This is a genomic window from Providencia sp. PROV130 (assembly GCF_028482225.1).
Taxonomy (GTDB): Bacteria; Pseudomonadota; Gammaproteobacteria; order Enterobacterales; family Enterobacteriaceae; genus Providencia; species Providencia rettgeri.
This window is the reverse complement of sequence record NZ_JAMPQC010000003.1, coordinates 246,339-263,383: the sequence shown is the minus strand read 5'-3', so window position 1 is coordinate 263,383 and position 17,045 is coordinate 246,339. Positions and strand designations below refer to the sequence as shown.

Genomic DNA, 17,045 nt, shown 5'->3' with positions numbered 1-17,045 from the left:
AGAATAGCGTAGGAGAAAACATGGCAGGCATATCCACACTCGGTATCGGGTCAAACTTAGATTTAAACGTACAAATGGACCAATTAGAAGCGATGGAACGCCGTCGCTTAGAGCCACTGACCACGCAAAAAGCCAGTTATGATGCGCAAATTAGCGCCTTTGGCAAAATGCAGTCGTCCTTAGAGAAACTGAAAAAAGCCGCTGAAGACTTAAAAAAATACGGCGATATCAGTACCACTAAAGTCAATGGCGAATATAAAGCTTTTGATGTAAAAACTGACGGCAAAGCTGTCGCGGGTGTGCATGATGTATTAGTCACACAACTGGCAAAAGCGCAAACTATCGCTACCAAAGGGACGCCAAACAATAGCAACAAAGAATTACTGGGCAATGGTGCACCTGAGCGAACTATTACCATCACGCAACCATCACAAAAAGAAGATAAAGATAAAATCGTTATCAAACTGGATAACGAACACACTTCACTGATTGAAATTGCCGACGCCATCAATAAAACCGATAAAGGCGTTTCCGCATCGGTCATTAAAGACAAAGACAATATTTACCACCTTGTCGTCACCTCTAAAAAAGAAGGTAGTGAAAACCGTATTAGCATCAATGTGGAAGGCGATGACAAACTGGCTGCTATTCTTAATGTTGAATCCGAAATTGATGCAGATGGTAAGGTTACCTTAAAAAATGCGGACAGCAGTGGTATGGTGCAAAAAGTGGCTCCACAAACCGCCTTACTGGAAATTGATGGCTTCAAATTAGAATCACAAACTAATGAAGCCAAAGACTTATTTCCCGGTTTAACCCTAACACTGAAAAAAGAAAGTGAAAATAATAAAGCTGACCATTTAATCGTTTCTGAAGATATCGAGCCCGCTAAAGTTAAAATTAAAGCGTGGGTGGATGCCTATAACGAATTCCAAACTTTAGCCAAAGAACTCACAAAATACACGCCAACAGAAAGTGGCACAGCCCCAGACCAAACTAACGGCCCGCTGATTGGTGATTCCACTTTGCGCGGTATTCAAAACACCCTACGCACGCAAGTCCGTACAGCTCAAAACAGTGGAGAGATCAATTTACTTAATAAAATGGGTATTAAGCAAAAGCTGGACGGCACCTTAGAAATTGAAGATAAAAAGTTAAATAAAGCACTCAAAGAAAATCCCTCTAGCGTCAAAGTATTTTTTGCCGGTGACGGTGAAAAAACGGGATTTGGTACTGAGAACTTTAATTTTTTAAAAAATACCTTGGATAGCAAAGAAGGTTCTTTACACAACGCCACCGATGGTATTCAGAAGAAAAAGAAAAGCTTAGACAAACGCATTGAGCAGACCAATAAACAAATCGAAAACACCATGGACATGTACCGTCGTCAATTCCAAAACCTCGATAAAATGATGACGTCACTGAACAGCACCAGTAATTCATTAGGCCGATTATTAGGCTAATACTTTTAGGTTAAAAACATGTATCAACGACACGCGCAGCAAGCCTACCAACAGGTCGATTTGGAGAGTGAAATCACCAATGCGACCCCATACCAACTGATTCAAATCCTGTTTAAAGGGGCCCTTAGTGCCCTGAAACGGGGAGAGATTTTTATGCAGCAAGGTAAGGTGGCGGAAAAAGGTAAAGAAATCTCAAAAGCTATCGACATCATTGACACTGGGTTAAAGCAGTCGTTAAATTATGAAGCTGGCGGCGAACTTGCGGATAATTTAGCAAGTTTGTATGAGTATATGACAATGCAGCTACTCCGTGCCAACCTCGAAAACAACGTGGCTTATGTCCAAGAAGTTTACCAGTTACTCTCCGATATCGCCTCTGCGTGGCAACAAATCGGTGCAAATGTGGATGAAAGATAATCAGGTGGACAATAAAAATCCTATCGATTTACATGAAATATACCGTAATGTCTTAGTATTAAGTGAAAATTTAGTTGCCTTAGCGCAATCCGGGGAATGGGAGACGTTGGTCTCCCGAGAGACAGAATATGTCCTTGCGGTGGAAAACCTCACCAAGTTAACGCAAGCGTTCGAAGAACAGCAGCCAATCACTGAGGAATATATTCAGTTATTGCATAAAATTATTGAAAATGAACGCATTACTAAAGAATATTTACAACAGCATTTAAACTTTTTAAGCAAAGAAATTAAGCAATTAGACCAAAAACGGGTATTAAATAACAGCTATGGCCAATTTGATGAGCCGGATACCCCGTTAGTCGTTCGCCCGATGGAATAATTTGAGTGTCAGGCCAACAGACCTGACACGCCTTTTATCTTCAACTCTCAGCCTATTGCTGCTGTTTTAAACGTTGCTGCTTTTTCAGCTTTTTCAACAGCATATTGCGTTTTAGCGGCGATAAGTGGTCGAGGAATACCTTACCGTGCAAATGGTCGATTTCATGTTGCATGACAATCGCTAAGAACTCGTCGCTATCCACTTCAAACGCTTTGCCGTGCCTATCGAACGCTTTGACTTTAACACGCAGGAAACGGTCTACATCGGCGTAGATTTCGGGTACTGACAAGCACCCTTCTTGATAACTGGTTTCCCCTTCACTTTCGACGATTTCAGGGTTAATAAATACCATCGGTTCATCACGGTTTTCTGAAATATCAATCACCATAATGGATTTAGTTTCCGCAATTTGCGTGGCAGCGAGACCAATACCGTTATCGGTGCTGTACATGGTATCTAACAGATCGTCGATCAAGGTTTGTACCGCAGCGAAATCCGTCACTGGGCTGCATTTAATACGCAGTCGTTCATCTGGAATTTCAATAATTTCTCTTACTGCCATAATTTAAACCCTATAAATTCGATTACTTTCATTCAAATATCAATCATTCAAACTATTTTAAGCAACAGTGGCGCATACAATAGCCGCTAACTGCCGCCACAACTCTGCCTGTGAAGTATGAAGAACAGATAAAATATTATCGTCTTTCTATTTCACCAACAACATGCAAAAAATGGCATTGTTAATCAGAAAACAAAATTTATTTTAAACATCAATAAATTAACGCCTGTCTGTTTAGACTGCCCCTTCATGGAACATAAGCCACATAAAATTTTACAGAAAAATAACACGTTATTTGGAAAAAAACATCTAAAACAGGAAAAATGGTGAGCCTTTGTAGGCTCTTTACTGTTTTTGCTTTTACCCACTGATGGCATCTATTCGCTTGTAGCTATTTTTTCACTTTTAGTTTCTATTAATATTGAGAATATATTTAGGCCACATTGAAGTTACTCTCAATTTAAATTAAATTATTCAAAATAAGCACCACCAACTATAATTCCATCAAATAAATATGCCTAGTTAATATAAAAAAACAGATGGTACTGTATTTATTGCATTCAAACACGGATATCCCGAATAAACATCATTTTAAAAATCGATTTTACCCATCAAATAAATAGCCCTACTATAAATGAATAAAGGAAAATAAATTTATCTTTCATTCTTCTTTTAGATAATACGTTTAAATAATACGGAAATTAACAAATGGAAAAGAAAATATTAGCACGTCATTTTGCAGCCTTAGTACTTAGCAGCTTATCTTATCATGCAGCAGCCAACACCACATTTTCAAGCCCTCCTCCATCCTTAAGCAGTATCAACGCGCAAAGCATCAACACTAATGTTAAAAAAATTAGTGATATCAGCGGAAAAATTAACCATATCAACACGACAATTAACCAAATGGATTCACGCTTTAATAGCGATATTGACACATTAAAACAAAATAATAGTAAACTTAAATCAGAAACTATAGATATGCGAAATGATTTAGAAATATTGAATGATGAAATGATTAATTTTGAGAATATAAACGCAAATAAAATACAGAGCAACACTAATTTAATTAATAGTAAAATCACATCAATACAACAAGACAGAGAAAAAAAACACCATGCATTTGACTCAAAATTAAAAGAAGTCGAATTACATTTGCAGGGTGCACTAATTGGTGTCAATGCAGCCGACCAAGTCACCGAGCAATTAAATACCAATATTCAAAATCTAGATAAAAAAGTAATTGGAAACACCTCATCAATTAAGACCCTAAAAAGTGACACGTCGAAAACGCAAAAAGCTAATGAACTCAAATTCACCAGCTTAGAAAATAAATTTGATCATGGGATCCACCAGCTTGATAGCAAAATAGATAAACGTGCCCAAGAAGCGAATTCCGGTATTGCGTCTGTCGCTGCAATGAGTAATATTCCTTACACCACAAATACCCGATTTAGTGCCGGGATTGGTGCGGGTAATTACAAAAACGGTTCAGCAATCGCTGCCGGTGCTCAATATCAATTAAAAGAAAACATCAACTTACGCAGCTCTGTATCTTGGAATAATTCAGATGCTGCCGTTATCGGGGCGGGTGTCGCCTTCGGTTGGTAATTATCCAACCCATATTGTTCATATCACTTTTATAAATTCTTTATAAGCCTTAACCAATAGTACCAATGATATATTGGTACTATTTTTATTCGCCACGCTAATCAATATCAACATTAACTGGCTTTAAATTAAGTTTAATCTTGGCTGTAAGTGATAATGGCAATTGGTGTAGGGTTAATGGTAACCCAAAGATTAGACGTGCCTATACGAGTCGGCGATGACTCACTTACTTTGTTACAACTAGTCTCTGATTGGCATTTAGTGAGAATGTCACTAGCGACTTGCGAGTTAAACCCTTGCTTTGTCAAATAGCCCATTTCATTTTCTAGCTTCTGTTGGAAGTCCGCAAAATCCGGTTTTGGCGAGGCATAATCCTCAACCCCAACAAGCGTGGTAGCCACTTGAATGAGCGTACCATCATCAAAAGTGAGTTGGTTTTCATAGCTCCAATCATTAAATGGCTTTTGCTGCCCAAAAGTACAAACTGTTTTGCTACCACTTGCTTGGCATTTCCCCGCCTTAATAAAACTGATGCTATCAATGCTTTGCCCCCAGTTTAAGCCAAATGGTGCAGTCGATGTGCTATCACACCCTACCAATAACAGTGCAGTAGCACCAGCTATCATCCATTTCATACCCTTACCTCACAAGTCAATTTATTTCATGCTACAGCGAGGAGTCGCTAAATTAAAGTAAAAAAAGCCCTCAACTATTCACACACTCAAAATTAATCTTTAAATTATACATTATTTATTTAACGTTAAATTTACAGATAATTATTTATTATCAATAAGATAAAATTAAAACATATAAATCATCGGATACTCATTGCCAGATTTACCTTAGCTCTATACAATGCTTTTCTTTACACGGCCCCAGAGTCACAGCAATTACAAATAACTATCCTATTATTAGTCAGTTACCCCTCTAGCTATCCCTAAAACTCCCTAGATGGTATTCGAATAACAAGGTGGCTGAATCGTTAAGGCTTAACTCTAGAATTAATTGGCTTTGCAGCTAACGGGCTTAGTAACTGATCGGTGGGCTGATAAGCATTCATCGTCCGTATTATTAACAAACAACCATAACGTAAAGTGCATATTGTGAAATTACTATTTTGTCTTTCTTTAACAACCGCCATTCTTTCTGGTATATGGGCTTGGGTTGCTGATAGTTTAGGGCTAATCGGCTGGGCAGGCTTTTTAGGCTGTACAGCCTATTTTGCTTATCCTAAAGATGGGATAAAAGGGCTGGGTATTACCGCATTAACCGTCTGTAGCGGTGTGGTTTGGGGCTTAGTGATCCTGCACAGCGGTGACTACCTGAAGCAGTTACCTCACTTTGTAGGGTACTTCGTGACTGGTATTGTTGCCTTTTTGATGTGTATACAAGCCAAAAAACAGTGGCTTTCTTATATACCCGGCACGTTTGTCGGTACCTGTACTATTTTTGCGGCAGAAGGTGTTTGGTTGGTCACTATTCAATCATTATTAATTGGCGTGTTATTTGGTTTCGCAATGAAAAAAAGTGGGCTTTGGTTATTTGAAAAATTCTCACTGGGTAAAAACTAAAAAAAACCGCCTATATGGCGGTTTAAATAAATCAATGAAACCAAGGGAATTTCAAACAAATTCGATATTACATTAAAATTTTCTTACGACAACATATAACATTTTGATTTAAATAGTGATTAATTAAAGAGTCGACTAAGTATCATTACCTAAGCCCACAAATATAATAACGATGAATTTGTTAATAAAATGATAAAATTCCAGCATGGAATATCTATTTAGATTAATAAAGTTTATGTAACTGGTCTGATATCAGTGGCATTAACGTTTACTAATATAAGAATACCGTGGAATTCGGATTTTTCTGTATCTTTCTTTTCTAAAAAACAGTTAAAACTATTTATCATTTATCGCTACAATTCTCTTTTCCTTTATGCACTTATAGTCTTATTCTTCAATAAAATAAAAAATTAAAGCATAATGAACTGATAATTTTTATATTATCAAATCGCAATATATATCAGCTCCAAAAACACTCGCTTATCCTTCTGCTATACTTATACGTGAAATATCTTATGACCCGTAAGTGAATTTAACCAAAGGAAGAAGATATGATTAAAAAAATTTGTTTTTTGGCCTGTTCATTAGCTGTCGTATTCTCTTTAAGCGCATGCAACACCACTAAGGGTGTTGGTGAAGATATAGAAGCTGGTGGGGAAGCCATACAAAGAGTCGCTAAATAAATGCTAACAGGCATCATCGGTAATTATTAACTTTCCCACCTAAAATTTACCTATATACCAAACGATGATAATTTCGCCGTTTGGTATATAAATTGAAATTCTCAAGCCTTGCTATTTTAAGATACAGGACCTTTTAATATTGGCTAGCAGGGTCACAGCTTCATTCTGCCTCTCTTTTACAATGGAAACTACCTAGTTAGGAGAGCATAATGAACCCGAAAAATAAAATTAATGTGTTAGACCTTATTTCACCTGAGATGCAATCTGTAATGCAATTTTATACAGAAAATCCATCCCCTCCCCCTATTGACACCAGCTACTACGAAATGCGACAAGCGTATATTGAAGATAGAAAATATTGGAATTCAGAAGCGCCAACGATGCACTCCATTCACGATATTCAAGTTCCAACTAAATATGGCAATATTTTGACGCGTATATTTCAGCCGATTAAATCCCCATCAGCCACCTTGTTTTATCTCCATGGCGGTGGGTTTATTTTAGGTAATTTACAGACTCACGAACGTATTATGCGCTTACTGGCACTACATTCGGGCTGTACAGTTATTGGAGTTGATTATTCGTTATCCCCTGAAGCACGCTACCCTCAAGCAATTGAGGAAATATCCATGGTTTATCAGTACTATCAGCAACATGCTGAACAATACAATATCAGTATGCAACAAACTGGCTTTGCCGGTGACTCCGCTGGCGCGATGTTATCCATTGCTTCGACCCTTTGGCTGCGTGATAACGCGATAGAATGTGCCAATATAAAAGCTGTTTTATTGTGGTATGGGCTGTATGGTTTGCAGGATTCAGTAAGCCGACGGCTATATGGTGGGGAATGGGATGGGTTACAAAAACGAGATTTAGACGATTATGATAATGCCTATCTTGGTGAAGCAGGTGATAGAGAAGCGCCTTATTATTGCTTATTCAATAATGACTTAACCTACGGTATTCCACCTTGTTATATTGCCAGTGCTGAGTTTGACCCGCTATTAGATGATAGTTTGGCTTTATTCCGAACACTAGATGCCAATGATATACCTTGTGAATATAAAATGTACCCAGGAACTTTGCACGCCTTCTTGCATTATTCACGCATGATGCAAATATCAGATGAGGCGATTCGTGATGGTGCTAATTATTTTATCAAACAACTTTTATAATATTAGCTCAGTATTTATTGAAAATAGCACAAAATAAAACGAAAAAACCTCGCATTTAGCGAGGTTTTTGAATGCTTAGCGATTCGTTTATCGTTATTTAGCGATAACGTTAGCTGCTGCAGGGCCTTTAGCACCATTTTCAATGGTGAATGAAACTTGTTGGCCTTCTGCTAATGATTTGAAGTTATCACTTTGAATTGCAGAAAAGTGAACAAATACATCTTTGCTGCCGTCTGCAGGAGTGATAAAACCAAAACCTTTATCATCGTTAAACCATTTTACTGTACCAGTCATTGTATTAGACATAGAATTTCCTTTAATTTTTTAAAATTGCCATAAGGCATGTTGCGGTTTGTTCTTGTGGTACTTATGGGAATTAATTAGAAGGAATTCGCAATGAAGTGGTATCTGAGATAGCGCTTAATGGTGAACATCTTAAAACTGACTAACATAAATAGGCCTGTACTTCCAAACCAGTGAGCATATTAAGCCACACTTATAATTAAATGGCAAATTTTATTTTCGCAATCCATTTGCCACACCAATACTTCACGCATTAATTGTAAATAATATAGATATCATTTAACCCAATAATATTATAAATATTAAGCAGTTAGTCATCTCATTATAATATGCGTCGTCATACTTAGTATCTATCAAAAACACCGTAATCCGGCCTTTCACCTCTCATCACAGCTCGCTGTTGCTCATGCACGGCTTCTCTATCAATTTTTTTTTGTTCCGATGAACGGGCGTCTTTATTTGGCTTCGGCCATGTTGATTTATTGGGCTCAAAAGAAGGCGTAAATGTACAGCCTGTCACTAAAAAGAGGCAAAAAAGCGAAGAGATTAATTTCATAATGATTTACTTGGGTAATTATTGATAATAGAAAAACCTAACAAAATTAAATATCGATAACAACCTTAAATATCCTATGTGAATGTTGAAAACATTAAGGATTGGCGGCTTAATCCTATTTAAATGAATAATAGGTAATAGAAACCACTATAAAAAAACATCAATCAACTGACTGATTTATTCCATAACATAAAAAGAACAGCCATTTATAGCGGCCTGTTTTAATGCATTTTCAATTTATCAATAAGTATTGCAATATCCAAATTTCCTTCTATGAGAACCTTTTTATAATCCAAATGTCTATTGACTTATAATCACAACTTTTTGGGGATACTTAGGGTATATGAAAGCCTAATCTCGTTGATATCTATCGCGGCAATGTGTATTGCAGGGTATTTGGTTTACATAGCGGTGCTGTACATCAAAGTACGCTTTTAGTCACTACAATCTGCCTATGCTTACTGTTAACTATATCTCTAAAAAACCAACAAAAAATTTATTATTCTTCCTAATTTGTATTCTATTTTCAGCGTTAAGTTGCATTTTTGTGCTCTCATTTAGATTGAGCATTTAAACCAACTTGAATCTGTTGCTAATATCAAGATCTTCATCAAATGACATTAGGCGTGTTATGGAAAATTATAAAGTAATTGAAAAAAAAGGTTGGCATAGAAAAGAGCATTTTGAATTTTATAGCAAATTTGATAACTCTTGCTTTAATTTATGTGTACCTGTGAACGCTCAAAAATTATATGAATTCGCTAAAGACAAGAATGAATCATTTTTCCAGTTAGCCTTGTATGGAATACTCCATTCAGCCAATGCTATTCCTCAACTAAAACAGAGAGTAATCAATGGAAATATTATTGAGTATAGTAGCATTGATGTTATGACCCCTATATTAACTGAACAGAATGGTTTTCGTCAGATTCTATGTGAAAATGCCGCTGTATTTTCTGATTTAGTATAACAATTCACTTTGAAGAGTATTATTTAAAATGTTTAAATTATATATCATATTGCCCCCCTTAGACTCAAATTGCTATTTTGAATAAAAATAGCCCCATCACAGCCCCAAGCAAGCAATGGCAAGGCAATTAATTTATAATATTCAACTGAATATATACATCACACTGGCATTGACATAATTTCTTGATAGGCAGCTACCAGCTTATTACGCACTTGAATACCCATTTGTAAACTTAAACTGGCTTTTTGCATATCGACCATTACATCATTCAAGGAAATATCTTGCTTTCCTAACGTGAAATTTTCAATTTGCTTGGCAGAATCATTACGTGTTTTATTAATTTGATTTACAGAAGCAACCAGATGGTCAGCAAATCCAACTGGCTCTATTGCTGGTTTTATTGGGTTAGTGGCTTGGGTTGCCACGACATTTAATTGTGAAATAACCCCTTCAATGGCTTGAACTGTCATTCTATTCTCTTCTTATTCATTACTGTGAATTTTTCACTAACCTATATTGGCCAGCTTACCCTATCACACCCTTTTTAACTTGAAGCCGATAAATAACACCAATTTTATAGGCTGATTCCGTCATTAGATTCCCGCAAGACAAGAAATAATAGCAAAGTGAAAAAGTGACGTTACGAAGAAGGAAATAACATTGTTTCACCAAAAGTATTTTCATCCGTCTAGTAGTCTGCCAAGCAGGGAATATTTATGAGTGCCGCATCTAAAGACACGGGGGAGGCCAAAAAGGGTTTTGCCTCTATAGTTGAAAGGATTAAAGCTGATCCTAAAATACCGTTAATGATTGCGGCGGCTGCGGCTGTTTCAATTATTGTCGCCCTTCTCCTCTGGTTACGTAGCCCTGACTACCGTGTACTTCTTAGCAATTTAAGTGCTAAAGATGGTGGCGATATTGTTGGCCAGCTAACTCAGATGAATGTGCCATATCAAATTGCTGATAATGGTAGCGCTATTTTAGTTCCTGCAGATAAAGTGCATGAATTACGTTTAAAGCTCGCTCAATCAGGTTTACCTAAAGGTGGCAATACAGGTTTTGAATTATTAGATAAAGAACAGTTTGGTATTAGCCAATTTAGTGAGCAAATCAACTACCAACGTGCACTCGAGGGTGAACTCTCTCGAACTATTGAATCATTAAGCCCAGTACAAAGTGCTCGGGTGCATTTAGCGATTCCTAAACCGACCTTATTTGTGCGTGAGCAAAAGCTACCAACAGCTTCGGTGACGGTCGGTTTATTGCCCGGAAGAATGCTTGATGAAGGGCAAATTAGCGCCATTGTCCATATGGTATCCAGCAGTGTCACCGGATTAACTGCAAGTAATGTCATTATTGTTGACCAAGCAGGTCGTTTACTGACCAATAACGATAATAGCCAGCAGTCGGCTAATAGTGCACAAATAAAAATGACCAAAGAGATGGAGTCACATCTCAAACAGCGTATTGAAGATATTTTGTCCCCTCTCGTCGGGCGCGCCAATATCCATGCACAGGTTACCGCACAAATGGATTTCTCTAAAGTGGAGCAAACTTCAGAGGAATATAAGCCTAACCAAACACCAGATAGTGCTGCTATTCGTTCCCGCCAAAATAGCCAAAGTATGCAAAATAACAATGGTGGAACAGGTGGAGTACCAGGAGCGCTTTCAAATCAACCCGTTAGTGCACCAAATGCACCAATTGAAGCCAATAAAGACAATAAAGATGGCACTCAAACAGCAAATAACCGTAATAGCGTCTCAAACTCACAAAGCGATGAAACCACAAATTACGAGGTAGATCGCAAAATTAGTCATACCCAACGGCAAATTGGTGTCGTCGATAGGCTCTCGGTCGCAGTTATTGTCAATTATCATTCACAAGATGGCGAAAATGGTCCAGAAATGAAGCCATTGCCGCCAGAAATGCTGCAACAAATTGAAGCATTGACACGCGAAGCCATGGGTTTTTCCACTGCACGAGGGGACTCTCTCAACATTACTAATTCATTATTTACCAATGAGACACCTGTTGAAGAAGTGCCATCGTTGCTTGAAAACCCACAATTTATTGCTCAGCTTCTGGATTACGGAAAAATACTGCTTATTACCATGATTGCTTGGTTTATGTGGCGTTTTGGTATCAAACCACAATGGGTTAAATACCGTAAGACACAGCAAGCTCAAGCCGATGCTGAAGTTTTCGTTGCAACACAAATGAAAACCCCTCTCGTGGTTGATGAAGTGATTGATGAAGATATGGATGAGCAAACGCGTCGTCGTCTAACTCGTCAACGTGTTAGCGCAGAAATCCAAAGCCAACGCATACGTGAAATGGCAGAAAAAGACCCACAAATCGTGGCAATGGTTATCCGTCAGTGGTTAGGAAAATCCCAATGAGTTTAAGTGGAACAGAAAAAAGTGCCGTCATGTTAATGACACTCGGTGAAGATCAGGCTGCTGAAGTGTTTAAGCACCTGAACCCTAAAGAAGTTCAGCAATTGAGTATGGCGGTGTCAAACATGCGCCAAATCTCAAATAATGAACTGGCGGAAGTGTTAACGGAATTTGAAGAGTCCGCAATTCAATTTGCGGCGCTTAATATTAACACCAACGATTACCTACGTTCTGTATTGATAAAGGCTCTGGGCGAAGAACGTGCTGCGAGCCTGTTGGAAGATATCTTTGAAAAACAAGAAACCACCTCAGGGATCGAAAGCCTCAACTATATGGAACCACAAACCGTTGCCGATATTATTTGCGATGAACATCCACAAATTATCGCCACCATTTTGGTTCATTTAAAACGCAACCTTGCAGCAGATGTACTTGAATTATTCGAAGAGCGCCAACGCAACGATATTATGCTACGTATCGCCACCTTTGGTGGCGTACAACCTGCGGCATTAGCGGAATTGACTGAGGTATTGAACAATTTACTGGATGGTCAAAACCTCAAGCGCAGCAAAATGGGTGGCGTAAGAACCGCGGCAGAAATCATCAACTTGATGAAAAGCCAGCAAGAAGAAAGCGTTATCGATGCAATGCGTGATTACGATGGTGAACTGGCTCAACGAATTATTGATGAAATGTTCCTATTCGAAAACCTTATCGAAGTGGATAATCGCAGCATTCAACGTATTTTGCAGGATGTTTCGACAGACTCGCTGGTTATTGCCCTCAAAGGCAGCAACCAAGCTCTACGCGACCACTTCCTCAACAATATGGCTGCTCGTGCAGCGGAAATCGTACGCGACGATTTGGAATCTCGTTCTCCTGTACGTATGTCTCAAGTGGAAAACGAACAAAAAGCCATTTTGCTTATCGTTCGTCGTTTAGTCGAAAAAGGCGAAATCGCTATAGGTGGTGGAGACGACGTGTATGTCTAAGCCAACAATTCCAAATGACCAATGGCAACCTTGGCAGCTTCGTGAGCTTAATCAATGGGATCTCAACTCAGGCATTCCTGCATTAAGCGATGTTCCTGAACCTGACGCCCCCAAAGTCCCATGCCTTGAGCCGAAAGAAGTGTTAGAGCAAATTAACTTGCTCGATAACATAAAAGAAGATGCGCAGCGCACCGGCTACCAACAAGGGCATGAAAAAGGCCAGCAAGAAGGTTATCAAGCTGGCTTTGAGCAAGGCTTGCGCGCTGGAGAAGAGCAAGGCCGTGAGCAAGCGCTCGCTATGCAACAACCCGTGATTGAAACATGGCAAAAATTGCTGTCTGAGTTCAATTATTCACTCGATACCTTTGATACGGTGGTGACCACTAAGCTGTTGCAGATAGCGTTGACCGCCGCTAAGCAAGTCTTAGGCCAATCTACTGTCTGTGATGGTACGGCATTACTGGAAGAGATCAGTCATTTACTCCAGCAAAAACCAATTTTTGCTGGGCAACCTGAGCTGCACGTCAACCCAAATCATTTTGAATTAATCGAGCAGCATCTCGGTTCCCTACTCAACTTGAATGGCTGGCGCTTAGTGGCTGACCCTAAACTGCATATCGGTGGTTGCCGAGTCGTCGCAGAAGACGGTGAAATTGATATGACTGTGGCGACACGCTGGCAAGAATTGTGTCGTTTATATGCACCGGAGAGCTTTTCATGACGGCACGATTGGGACGCTGGATTGCCTCGTTGGACGATTTAGAATCGCGGATGAAAGGGATCCCGATGGTGCGTCGTTATGGCCGCCTCACAAAAATCACTGGCTTAGTGATGGAAGCCGAAGGTATTAAAATGCCTTTAGGGGCAACCTGCTTTATTGAGCGCTCTATTAATGGCGGTTCAGACGAAGTGGTATGTGAAGTTGTCGGTTTTAACGGCCCAAGAATGTTATTGATGCCCCTTGCTGACCTTGAAGGAATTGCACCTGGTGCACGTGTTTATGCGCAATCAACCGGCGATGACGGGCAAACTAGCCGCCTATTACCCATTGGTAATGAGTTATTAGGCAGAGTACTTGACGCGCAAGGTAATCCATTAGACGGAAAAGGCCCATTGGAGGTAAAAACACGTGCTCCGTTAATCACTCCACCAATTAACCCATTGGAGCGAACGCCCATTAGCAGTGTATTGGATGTCGGCGTTCGTGCAATCAATGCGTTATTAACGGTTGGTCGAGGCCAGCGCATGGGGCTATTTGCAGGCTCTGGTGTGGGGAAAAGCGTGTTACTTGGCATGATGGCACGCTTTACGCAAGCCGATATTATCGTAGTCGGGTTGATCGGTGAACGTGGTCGTGAAGTCAAAGATTTCATTGAAAATATTTTAGGGGCTGATGGCTTAAAACGTGCTGTTGTCGTTGCAGCACCAGCCGATGTGTCCCCTTTATTGCGCATGCAAGGCGCCTCTTATGCCACTCGTATCGCTGAATATTTTCGCGATAAAGGTTTAAGTGTGCTGTTGATTATGGATTCACTCACCCGCTACAGCATGGCACAACGGGAAATTGCCTTAGCCGTAGGTGAACCACCAGCAACGAAAGGCTATCCGCCTTCTGTATTTGCCAAATTACCAGCATTAGTTGAGCGTGCAGGGAATGGGAAAAATGGTGGGTCAATTACCGCGTTCTATACCGTTTTAACGGAAGGGGATGACCAACAAGACCCAATTGCTGACTCGGCTCGCGCCATTTTGGATGGCCATATTGTTCTTTCACGTTCACTGGCAGAGTCAGGGCACTACCCTGCGATTGATGTCGAGGCATCCATCAGCCGAGCAATGACGGAGCTCATTCCTAAAGAGCATTACCGAAAAATTCAACGTTTCAAGCAGTTAACGTCTAGTTATCAACGCAACCGAGATTTAATTAACGTCGGTGCGTACGCCATGGGCAGTGACCCCATGTTGGATACAGCAATTCAATATTACCCACGGATGTCGAAGTTCTTGCAGCAAGATATTGATGAGCGATGTGATTATCAAACCGCATGCGAACAGTTGACTCAAGTGGTTCCCAACGAATAACGAGGGGATAAATGGCCAAAAATAATGCCTTAACAACATTACTCACCTTAGCTGTTGAAGCCTCGGAAGAAGCGGCGAAAGTGTTAGCTCAAGTACGCCAAACGCATACACAAATGGCGCAGCAGCTGAGTATGTTGGAAAACTATCAATCCGAATATCGTCAAAAACTCAACCAAACCTTGCATACAGGCATGGAATCGGATAAGTGGCAGAATTATCAGCAATTTTTGGTCACATTGGAGCTGACCATCGAGCAACAGCAACAACAATTGAATTTATGGGAACAACGCGTTAACGACGCTAACCGTCATTGGCAAGAAAAACAACAACGAGTCAATGCGTTCGATACGTTAATTCAACGCGCTGAACATACTGAATACCAACGTCAAAACCGCTTAGAACAAAAGCAAATGGATGAGTTTGCTCAACGAGCGACTTTACGGAGACCTCAATAAATGGACATCAACGCCCTGAATATGCCAGCTTCGTCATCGACAAAAAATGGCAATCTACCACAAAATGAATCGCGCGCTGATGAAAATCAAGCCCCTGCTCTTCCCTTTCAAGCCATGCTTGATAGCCAGCAACCGATTGAAAAACAAAACGTTACTAATCAACCTGTTAATGAAGAAGCTCTTAATAAAGACATTGTCGACAACAAATTGGCAATAGCGGGTAAAGAAACGATAGAGCAAACCCAAGCTGGACAAAAAACGGCTGAAAGTGCCATAGAACAGCTCAATTTTAGCCGTAACTTACGGGCAGATAGTGTACAAACTGCCCTTAATACTGACTTATTGACAGGTAAAGACGCCAACGAGCAAGCATGGTTAAATAGCTTGAAACAGTCATTAGCAGGCCAAGTACAAACAGCAGCGAATACCACAATCCGAACTGAAGCTCATCCGGCATTAGGCGCATTTAGTCAAAAAATGCAACATCTAACGGATAATACGAATGGCATCATTAATCAAGATGATGGCAAGCATCTTGAGGGTTCACAGCTACAGTTGGCAGGCGAAGAAGACAGCCCAGAGCTTGGGGTATTTATTAAGAATGAAAAAGAAGAACGTCGTGACCAATCTCTTTTTCCCCTTGATAACCCAAAAGATATACGTGGCAAAAATTTAACTACCGATTTTATGGCATTGAATAAAAAAGTGAGTGATAAAGAACCCGTATTAAACCTACAAAATGTTTCAAGCGATACCCTAAACCAAACCACAAAAGGTGCGTTTACCTTACAAACTGAAACTGGTGCTTTTACTACCACATCGTCACAACATACAACAACTGCGCCGATTAGCATGATGCCAACGACATCAACGGCCCAAGCGGCAACGATGAATGCACCAACCTCTACACCAACTCTGCATTTAGCCAGCCAATTAGGCAGCGAAGCATGGCAGCAGCAATTAAGCCAACATATGCTGTTTTTCTCTCGCCAAGGGGTTTCTCAAGCGCAAATTCGTTTGCATCCTGAAGAGTTAGGTTCACTAAATGTGCATTTACGTATCGAAGATAACCAAGCGGTGATGCATTTTGTGTCACCACATAGCCATGTACGTGCCGCCATGGAGTCGATGATGCCAGTGCTACGCAGTGCATTACAAGAAAGTGGTATTCATCTCGCTCAGGGCTCTGTTGGCCAAGATAACTTGAACCACCAGTCTGATAGCTCGCAGCAAAATACCCACCAACACGATGGACAAATTCAAACAACACATCCATCCGTGGGGGCTGTTGGTATCAGCGAAGCGAATGCCACTGTTACACCAATAACAACGGCATCACGACAAGGTGGCATTAACACTTTTGCCTAATATATAAACAAATTGCGGTAATTTCCTAGCTAAAGCGCCGAGTTACCGCCTTTTTGTTT

The 17,045-nt window shown here is 39.9% G+C and carries 19 protein-coding genes; 14 read left to right on the top strand and 5 right to left on the bottom strand.

The genetic code is table 11. The features are described 5' to 3' along the window. The first annotated feature begins 20 nt into the window (after nt 1-20). From fliD to fliT, 3 genes are read left to right on the top strand one after another with little or no spacing between them, the layout of a single operon-like run. Nucleotides 21-1,463, top strand: coding sequence for a flagellar filament capping protein FliD (gene fliD / locus PSF28_RS02380; RefSeq protein WP_272684570.1), 1,443 nt, complete (start codon nt 21-23; stop codon nt 1,461-1,463). Nucleotides 1,464-1,481: 18 nt separating this feature from the next. Further along, complete coding sequence (gene fliS, locus PSF28_RS02375; protein WP_210838223.1) at nt 1,482-1,880, top strand: flagellar export chaperone FliS; 399 nt, start codon at nt 1,482-1,484, stop codon at nt 1,878-1,880. Next, entirely contained in the window at nt 1,870-2,259 is a 390-nt protein-coding gene (gene fliT, locus PSF28_RS02370) for a flagellar protein FliT (RefSeq protein ID WP_272665181.1), read from the top strand. Before fliS ends, fliT begins: the two co-directional genes overlap by 11 nt. 52 nt (nt 2,260-2,311) lie before the next feature. Here fliT and def read toward each other — a convergent pair whose 3' ends face one another. Then, nucleotides 2,312-2,821, bottom strand: coding sequence for a peptide deformylase (gene def / locus PSF28_RS02365; protein WP_272684569.1), 510 nt, complete (start codon nt 2,819-2,821; stop codon nt 2,312-2,314). Nucleotides 2,822-3,529: 708 nt separating this feature from the next. Between def and PSF28_RS02360 the strand changes: the two genes are divergently transcribed. Then, on the top strand, nt 3,530-4,432 hold the full coding sequence (locus PSF28_RS02360) for a YadA C-terminal domain-containing protein (protein WP_272684568.1): 903 nt from the start codon (nt 3,530-3,532) through the stop codon (nt 4,430-4,432). Nucleotides 4,433-4,566: 134 nt separating this feature from the next. Here the strand turns inward: PSF28_RS02360 and PSF28_RS02355 are convergent, their stop codons facing one another. Further along, nucleotides 4,567-5,067, bottom strand: coding sequence for a hypothetical protein (locus PSF28_RS02355; protein WP_272684567.1), 501 nt, complete (start codon nt 5,065-5,067; stop codon nt 4,567-4,569). A 468-nt stretch (nt 5,068-5,535) separates the two neighbouring features. Between PSF28_RS02355 and PSF28_RS02350 the strand changes: the two genes are divergently transcribed. The 3 genes from PSF28_RS02350 (at nt 5,536) to aes (ending at nt 7,861) form a co-directional block, all read left to right on the top strand. Next, nucleotides 5,536-6,003, top strand: a complete 468-nt coding sequence (locus PSF28_RS02350; protein ID WP_004909951.1) for a DUF1097 domain-containing protein — start codon at nt 5,536-5,538, stop codon at nt 6,001-6,003. A gap of 551 nt (nt 6,004-6,554) precedes the next feature. Then, a complete protein-coding gene (locus tag PSF28_RS02345; protein ID WP_210838231.1) occupies nt 6,555-6,686 on the top strand; it encodes an entericidin A/B family lipoprotein in 132 nt (43 codons plus the stop codon). Between the two features lie 209 nt (nt 6,687-6,895). Next, nucleotides 6,896-7,861: an acetyl esterase gene (aes, locus tag PSF28_RS02340; protein WP_272684566.1), complete on the top strand. Its 966-nt coding sequence runs from the start codon at nt 6,896-6,898 to the stop codon at nt 7,859-7,861. 93 nt (nt 7,862-7,954) lie between these two features. Here the strand turns inward: aes and cspE are convergent, their stop codons facing one another. Together cspE and PSF28_RS02330 are read right to left on the bottom strand one after the other, a co-directional pair. Then, nucleotides 7,955-8,167, bottom strand: a complete 213-nt coding sequence (gene cspE / locus PSF28_RS02335) for a transcription antiterminator/RNA stability regulator CspE (RefSeq protein WP_036957846.1) — start codon at nt 8,165-8,167, stop codon at nt 7,955-7,957. Nucleotides 8,168-8,507: 340 nt separating this feature from the next. Then, nucleotides 8,508-8,720, bottom strand: coding sequence for an AAA family ATPase (locus PSF28_RS02330; protein ID WP_210838235.1), 213 nt, complete (start codon nt 8,718-8,720; stop codon nt 8,508-8,510). Nucleotides 8,721-9,351: 631 nt separating this feature from the next. Between PSF28_RS02330 and PSF28_RS02325 the strand changes: the two genes are divergently transcribed. Further along, nucleotides 9,352-9,690, top strand: coding sequence for a CatA-like O-acetyltransferase (locus tag PSF28_RS02325; protein WP_210838237.1), 339 nt, complete (start codon nt 9,352-9,354; stop codon nt 9,688-9,690). A gap of 158 nt (nt 9,691-9,848) precedes the next feature. Here the strand turns inward: PSF28_RS02325 and fliE are convergent, their stop codons facing one another. Next, nucleotides 9,849-10,160, bottom strand: coding sequence for a flagellar hook-basal body complex protein FliE (fliE, locus tag PSF28_RS02320; protein WP_004909916.1), 312 nt, complete (start codon nt 10,158-10,160; stop codon nt 9,849-9,851). A 246-nt stretch (nt 10,161-10,406) separates the two neighbouring features. On the opposite strand from fliE, the gene fliF reads away from it, so the two are divergent. The 6 genes from fliF to PSF28_RS02290 are packed head-to-tail and all read left to right on the top strand — an operon-like array spanning nt 10,407 to nt 16,986. Further along, on the top strand, nt 10,407-12,092 hold the full coding sequence (gene fliF, locus PSF28_RS02315) for a flagellar basal-body MS-ring/collar protein FliF (RefSeq protein WP_272684565.1): 1,686 nt from the start codon (nt 10,407-10,409) through the stop codon (nt 12,090-12,092). After that, nucleotides 12,089-13,081 (top strand): flagellar motor switch protein FliG, encoded by a 993-nt coding sequence (gene fliG, locus PSF28_RS02310; RefSeq protein WP_272684564.1) that lies wholly within the window; start codon nt 12,089-12,091, stop codon nt 13,079-13,081. The genes fliF and fliG overlap by 4 nt, the downstream gene beginning before the upstream one ends. Next, nucleotides 13,074-13,802, top strand: a complete 729-nt coding sequence (gene fliH / locus PSF28_RS02305; RefSeq protein WP_004909911.1) for a flagellar assembly protein FliH — start codon at nt 13,074-13,076, stop codon at nt 13,800-13,802. The genes fliG and fliH overlap by 8 nt, the downstream gene beginning before the upstream one ends. Next, the gene (gene fliI / locus PSF28_RS02300; protein WP_004909909.1) at nt 13,799-15,163 is read left to right on the top strand and encodes a flagellar protein export ATPase FliI; all 1,365 of its coding nucleotides are present in this window, start codon (nt 13,799-13,801) and stop codon (nt 15,161-15,163) included. The genes fliH and fliI overlap by 4 nt, the downstream gene beginning before the upstream one ends. 11 nt (nt 15,164-15,174) lie before the next feature. Beyond that, nucleotides 15,175-15,618, top strand: a complete 444-nt coding sequence (gene fliJ, locus PSF28_RS02295; protein WP_210838241.1) for a flagellar export protein FliJ — start codon at nt 15,175-15,177, stop codon at nt 15,616-15,618. Further along, nucleotides 15,619-16,986: a flagellar hook-length control protein FliK gene (locus PSF28_RS02290; protein ID WP_210838243.1), complete on the top strand. Its 1,368-nt coding sequence runs from the start codon at nt 15,619-15,621 to the stop codon at nt 16,984-16,986. It abuts the gene before it with no gap. The last annotated feature ends 59 nt before the right edge of the window (nt 16,987-17,045 follow it).

Bases quoted from the DNA above. Each gene is read 5' to 3' on its own strand.
- fliI (WP_004909909.1), top strand. From the start codon at position 13,799: ATGACGGCACGATTGGGACGCTGGATTGCCTCGTTGGACGATTTAGAA.
- PSF28_RS02355 (WP_272684567.1), bottom strand. From the start codon at position 5,067: ATGAAATGGATGATAGCTGGTGCTACTGCACTGTTATTGGTAGGGTGT.
- aes (WP_272684566.1), top strand. From the start codon at position 6,896: ATGAACCCGAAAAATAAAATTAATGTGTTAGACCTTATTTCACCTGAG.
- PSF28_RS02325 (WP_210838237.1), top strand. From the start codon at position 9,352: ATGGAAAATTATAAAGTAATTGAAAAAAAAGGTTGGCATAGAAAAGAG.
- PSF28_RS02290 (WP_210838243.1), top strand. From the start codon at position 15,619: ATGGACATCAACGCCCTGAATATGCCAGCTTCGTCATCGACAAAAAAT.
- fliS (WP_210838223.1), top strand. From the start codon at position 1,482: ATGTATCAACGACACGCGCAGCAAGCCTACCAACAGGTCGATTTGGAG.
- fliH (WP_004909911.1), top strand. From the start codon at position 13,074: ATGTCTAAGCCAACAATTCCAAATGACCAATGGCAACCTTGGCAGCTT.
- def (WP_272684569.1), bottom strand. From the start codon at position 2,821: ATGGCAGTAAGAGAAATTATTGAAATTCCAGATGAACGACTGCGTATT.
- fliD (WP_272684570.1), top strand. From the start codon at position 21: ATGGCAGGCATATCCACACTCGGTATCGGGTCAAACTTAGATTTAAAC.
- fliG (WP_272684564.1), top strand. From the start codon at position 12,089: ATGAGTTTAAGTGGAACAGAAAAAAGTGCCGTCATGTTAATGACACTC.
- fliE (WP_004909916.1), bottom strand. From the start codon at position 10,160: ATGACAGTTCAAGCCATTGAAGGGGTTATTTCACAATTAAATGTCGTG.
- PSF28_RS02330 (WP_210838235.1), bottom strand. From the start codon at position 8,720: ATGAAATTAATCTCTTCGCTTTTTTGCCTCTTTTTAGTGACAGGCTGT.
- PSF28_RS02360 (WP_272684568.1), top strand. From the start codon at position 3,530: ATGGAAAAGAAAATATTAGCACGTCATTTTGCAGCCTTAGTACTTAGC.
- fliT (WP_272665181.1), top strand. From the start codon at position 1,870: ATGAAAGATAATCAGGTGGACAATAAAAATCCTATCGATTTACATGAA.
- fliJ (WP_210838241.1), top strand. From the start codon at position 15,175: ATGGCCAAAAATAATGCCTTAACAACATTACTCACCTTAGCTGTTGAA.
- cspE (WP_036957846.1), bottom strand. From the start codon at position 8,167: ATGTCTAATACAATGACTGGTACAGTAAAATGGTTTAACGATGATAAA.
- fliF (WP_272684565.1), top strand. From the start codon at position 10,407: ATGAGTGCCGCATCTAAAGACACGGGGGAGGCCAAAAAGGGTTTTGCC.
- PSF28_RS02345 (WP_210838231.1), top strand. From the start codon at position 6,555: ATGATTAAAAAAATTTGTTTTTTGGCCTGTTCATTAGCTGTCGTATTC.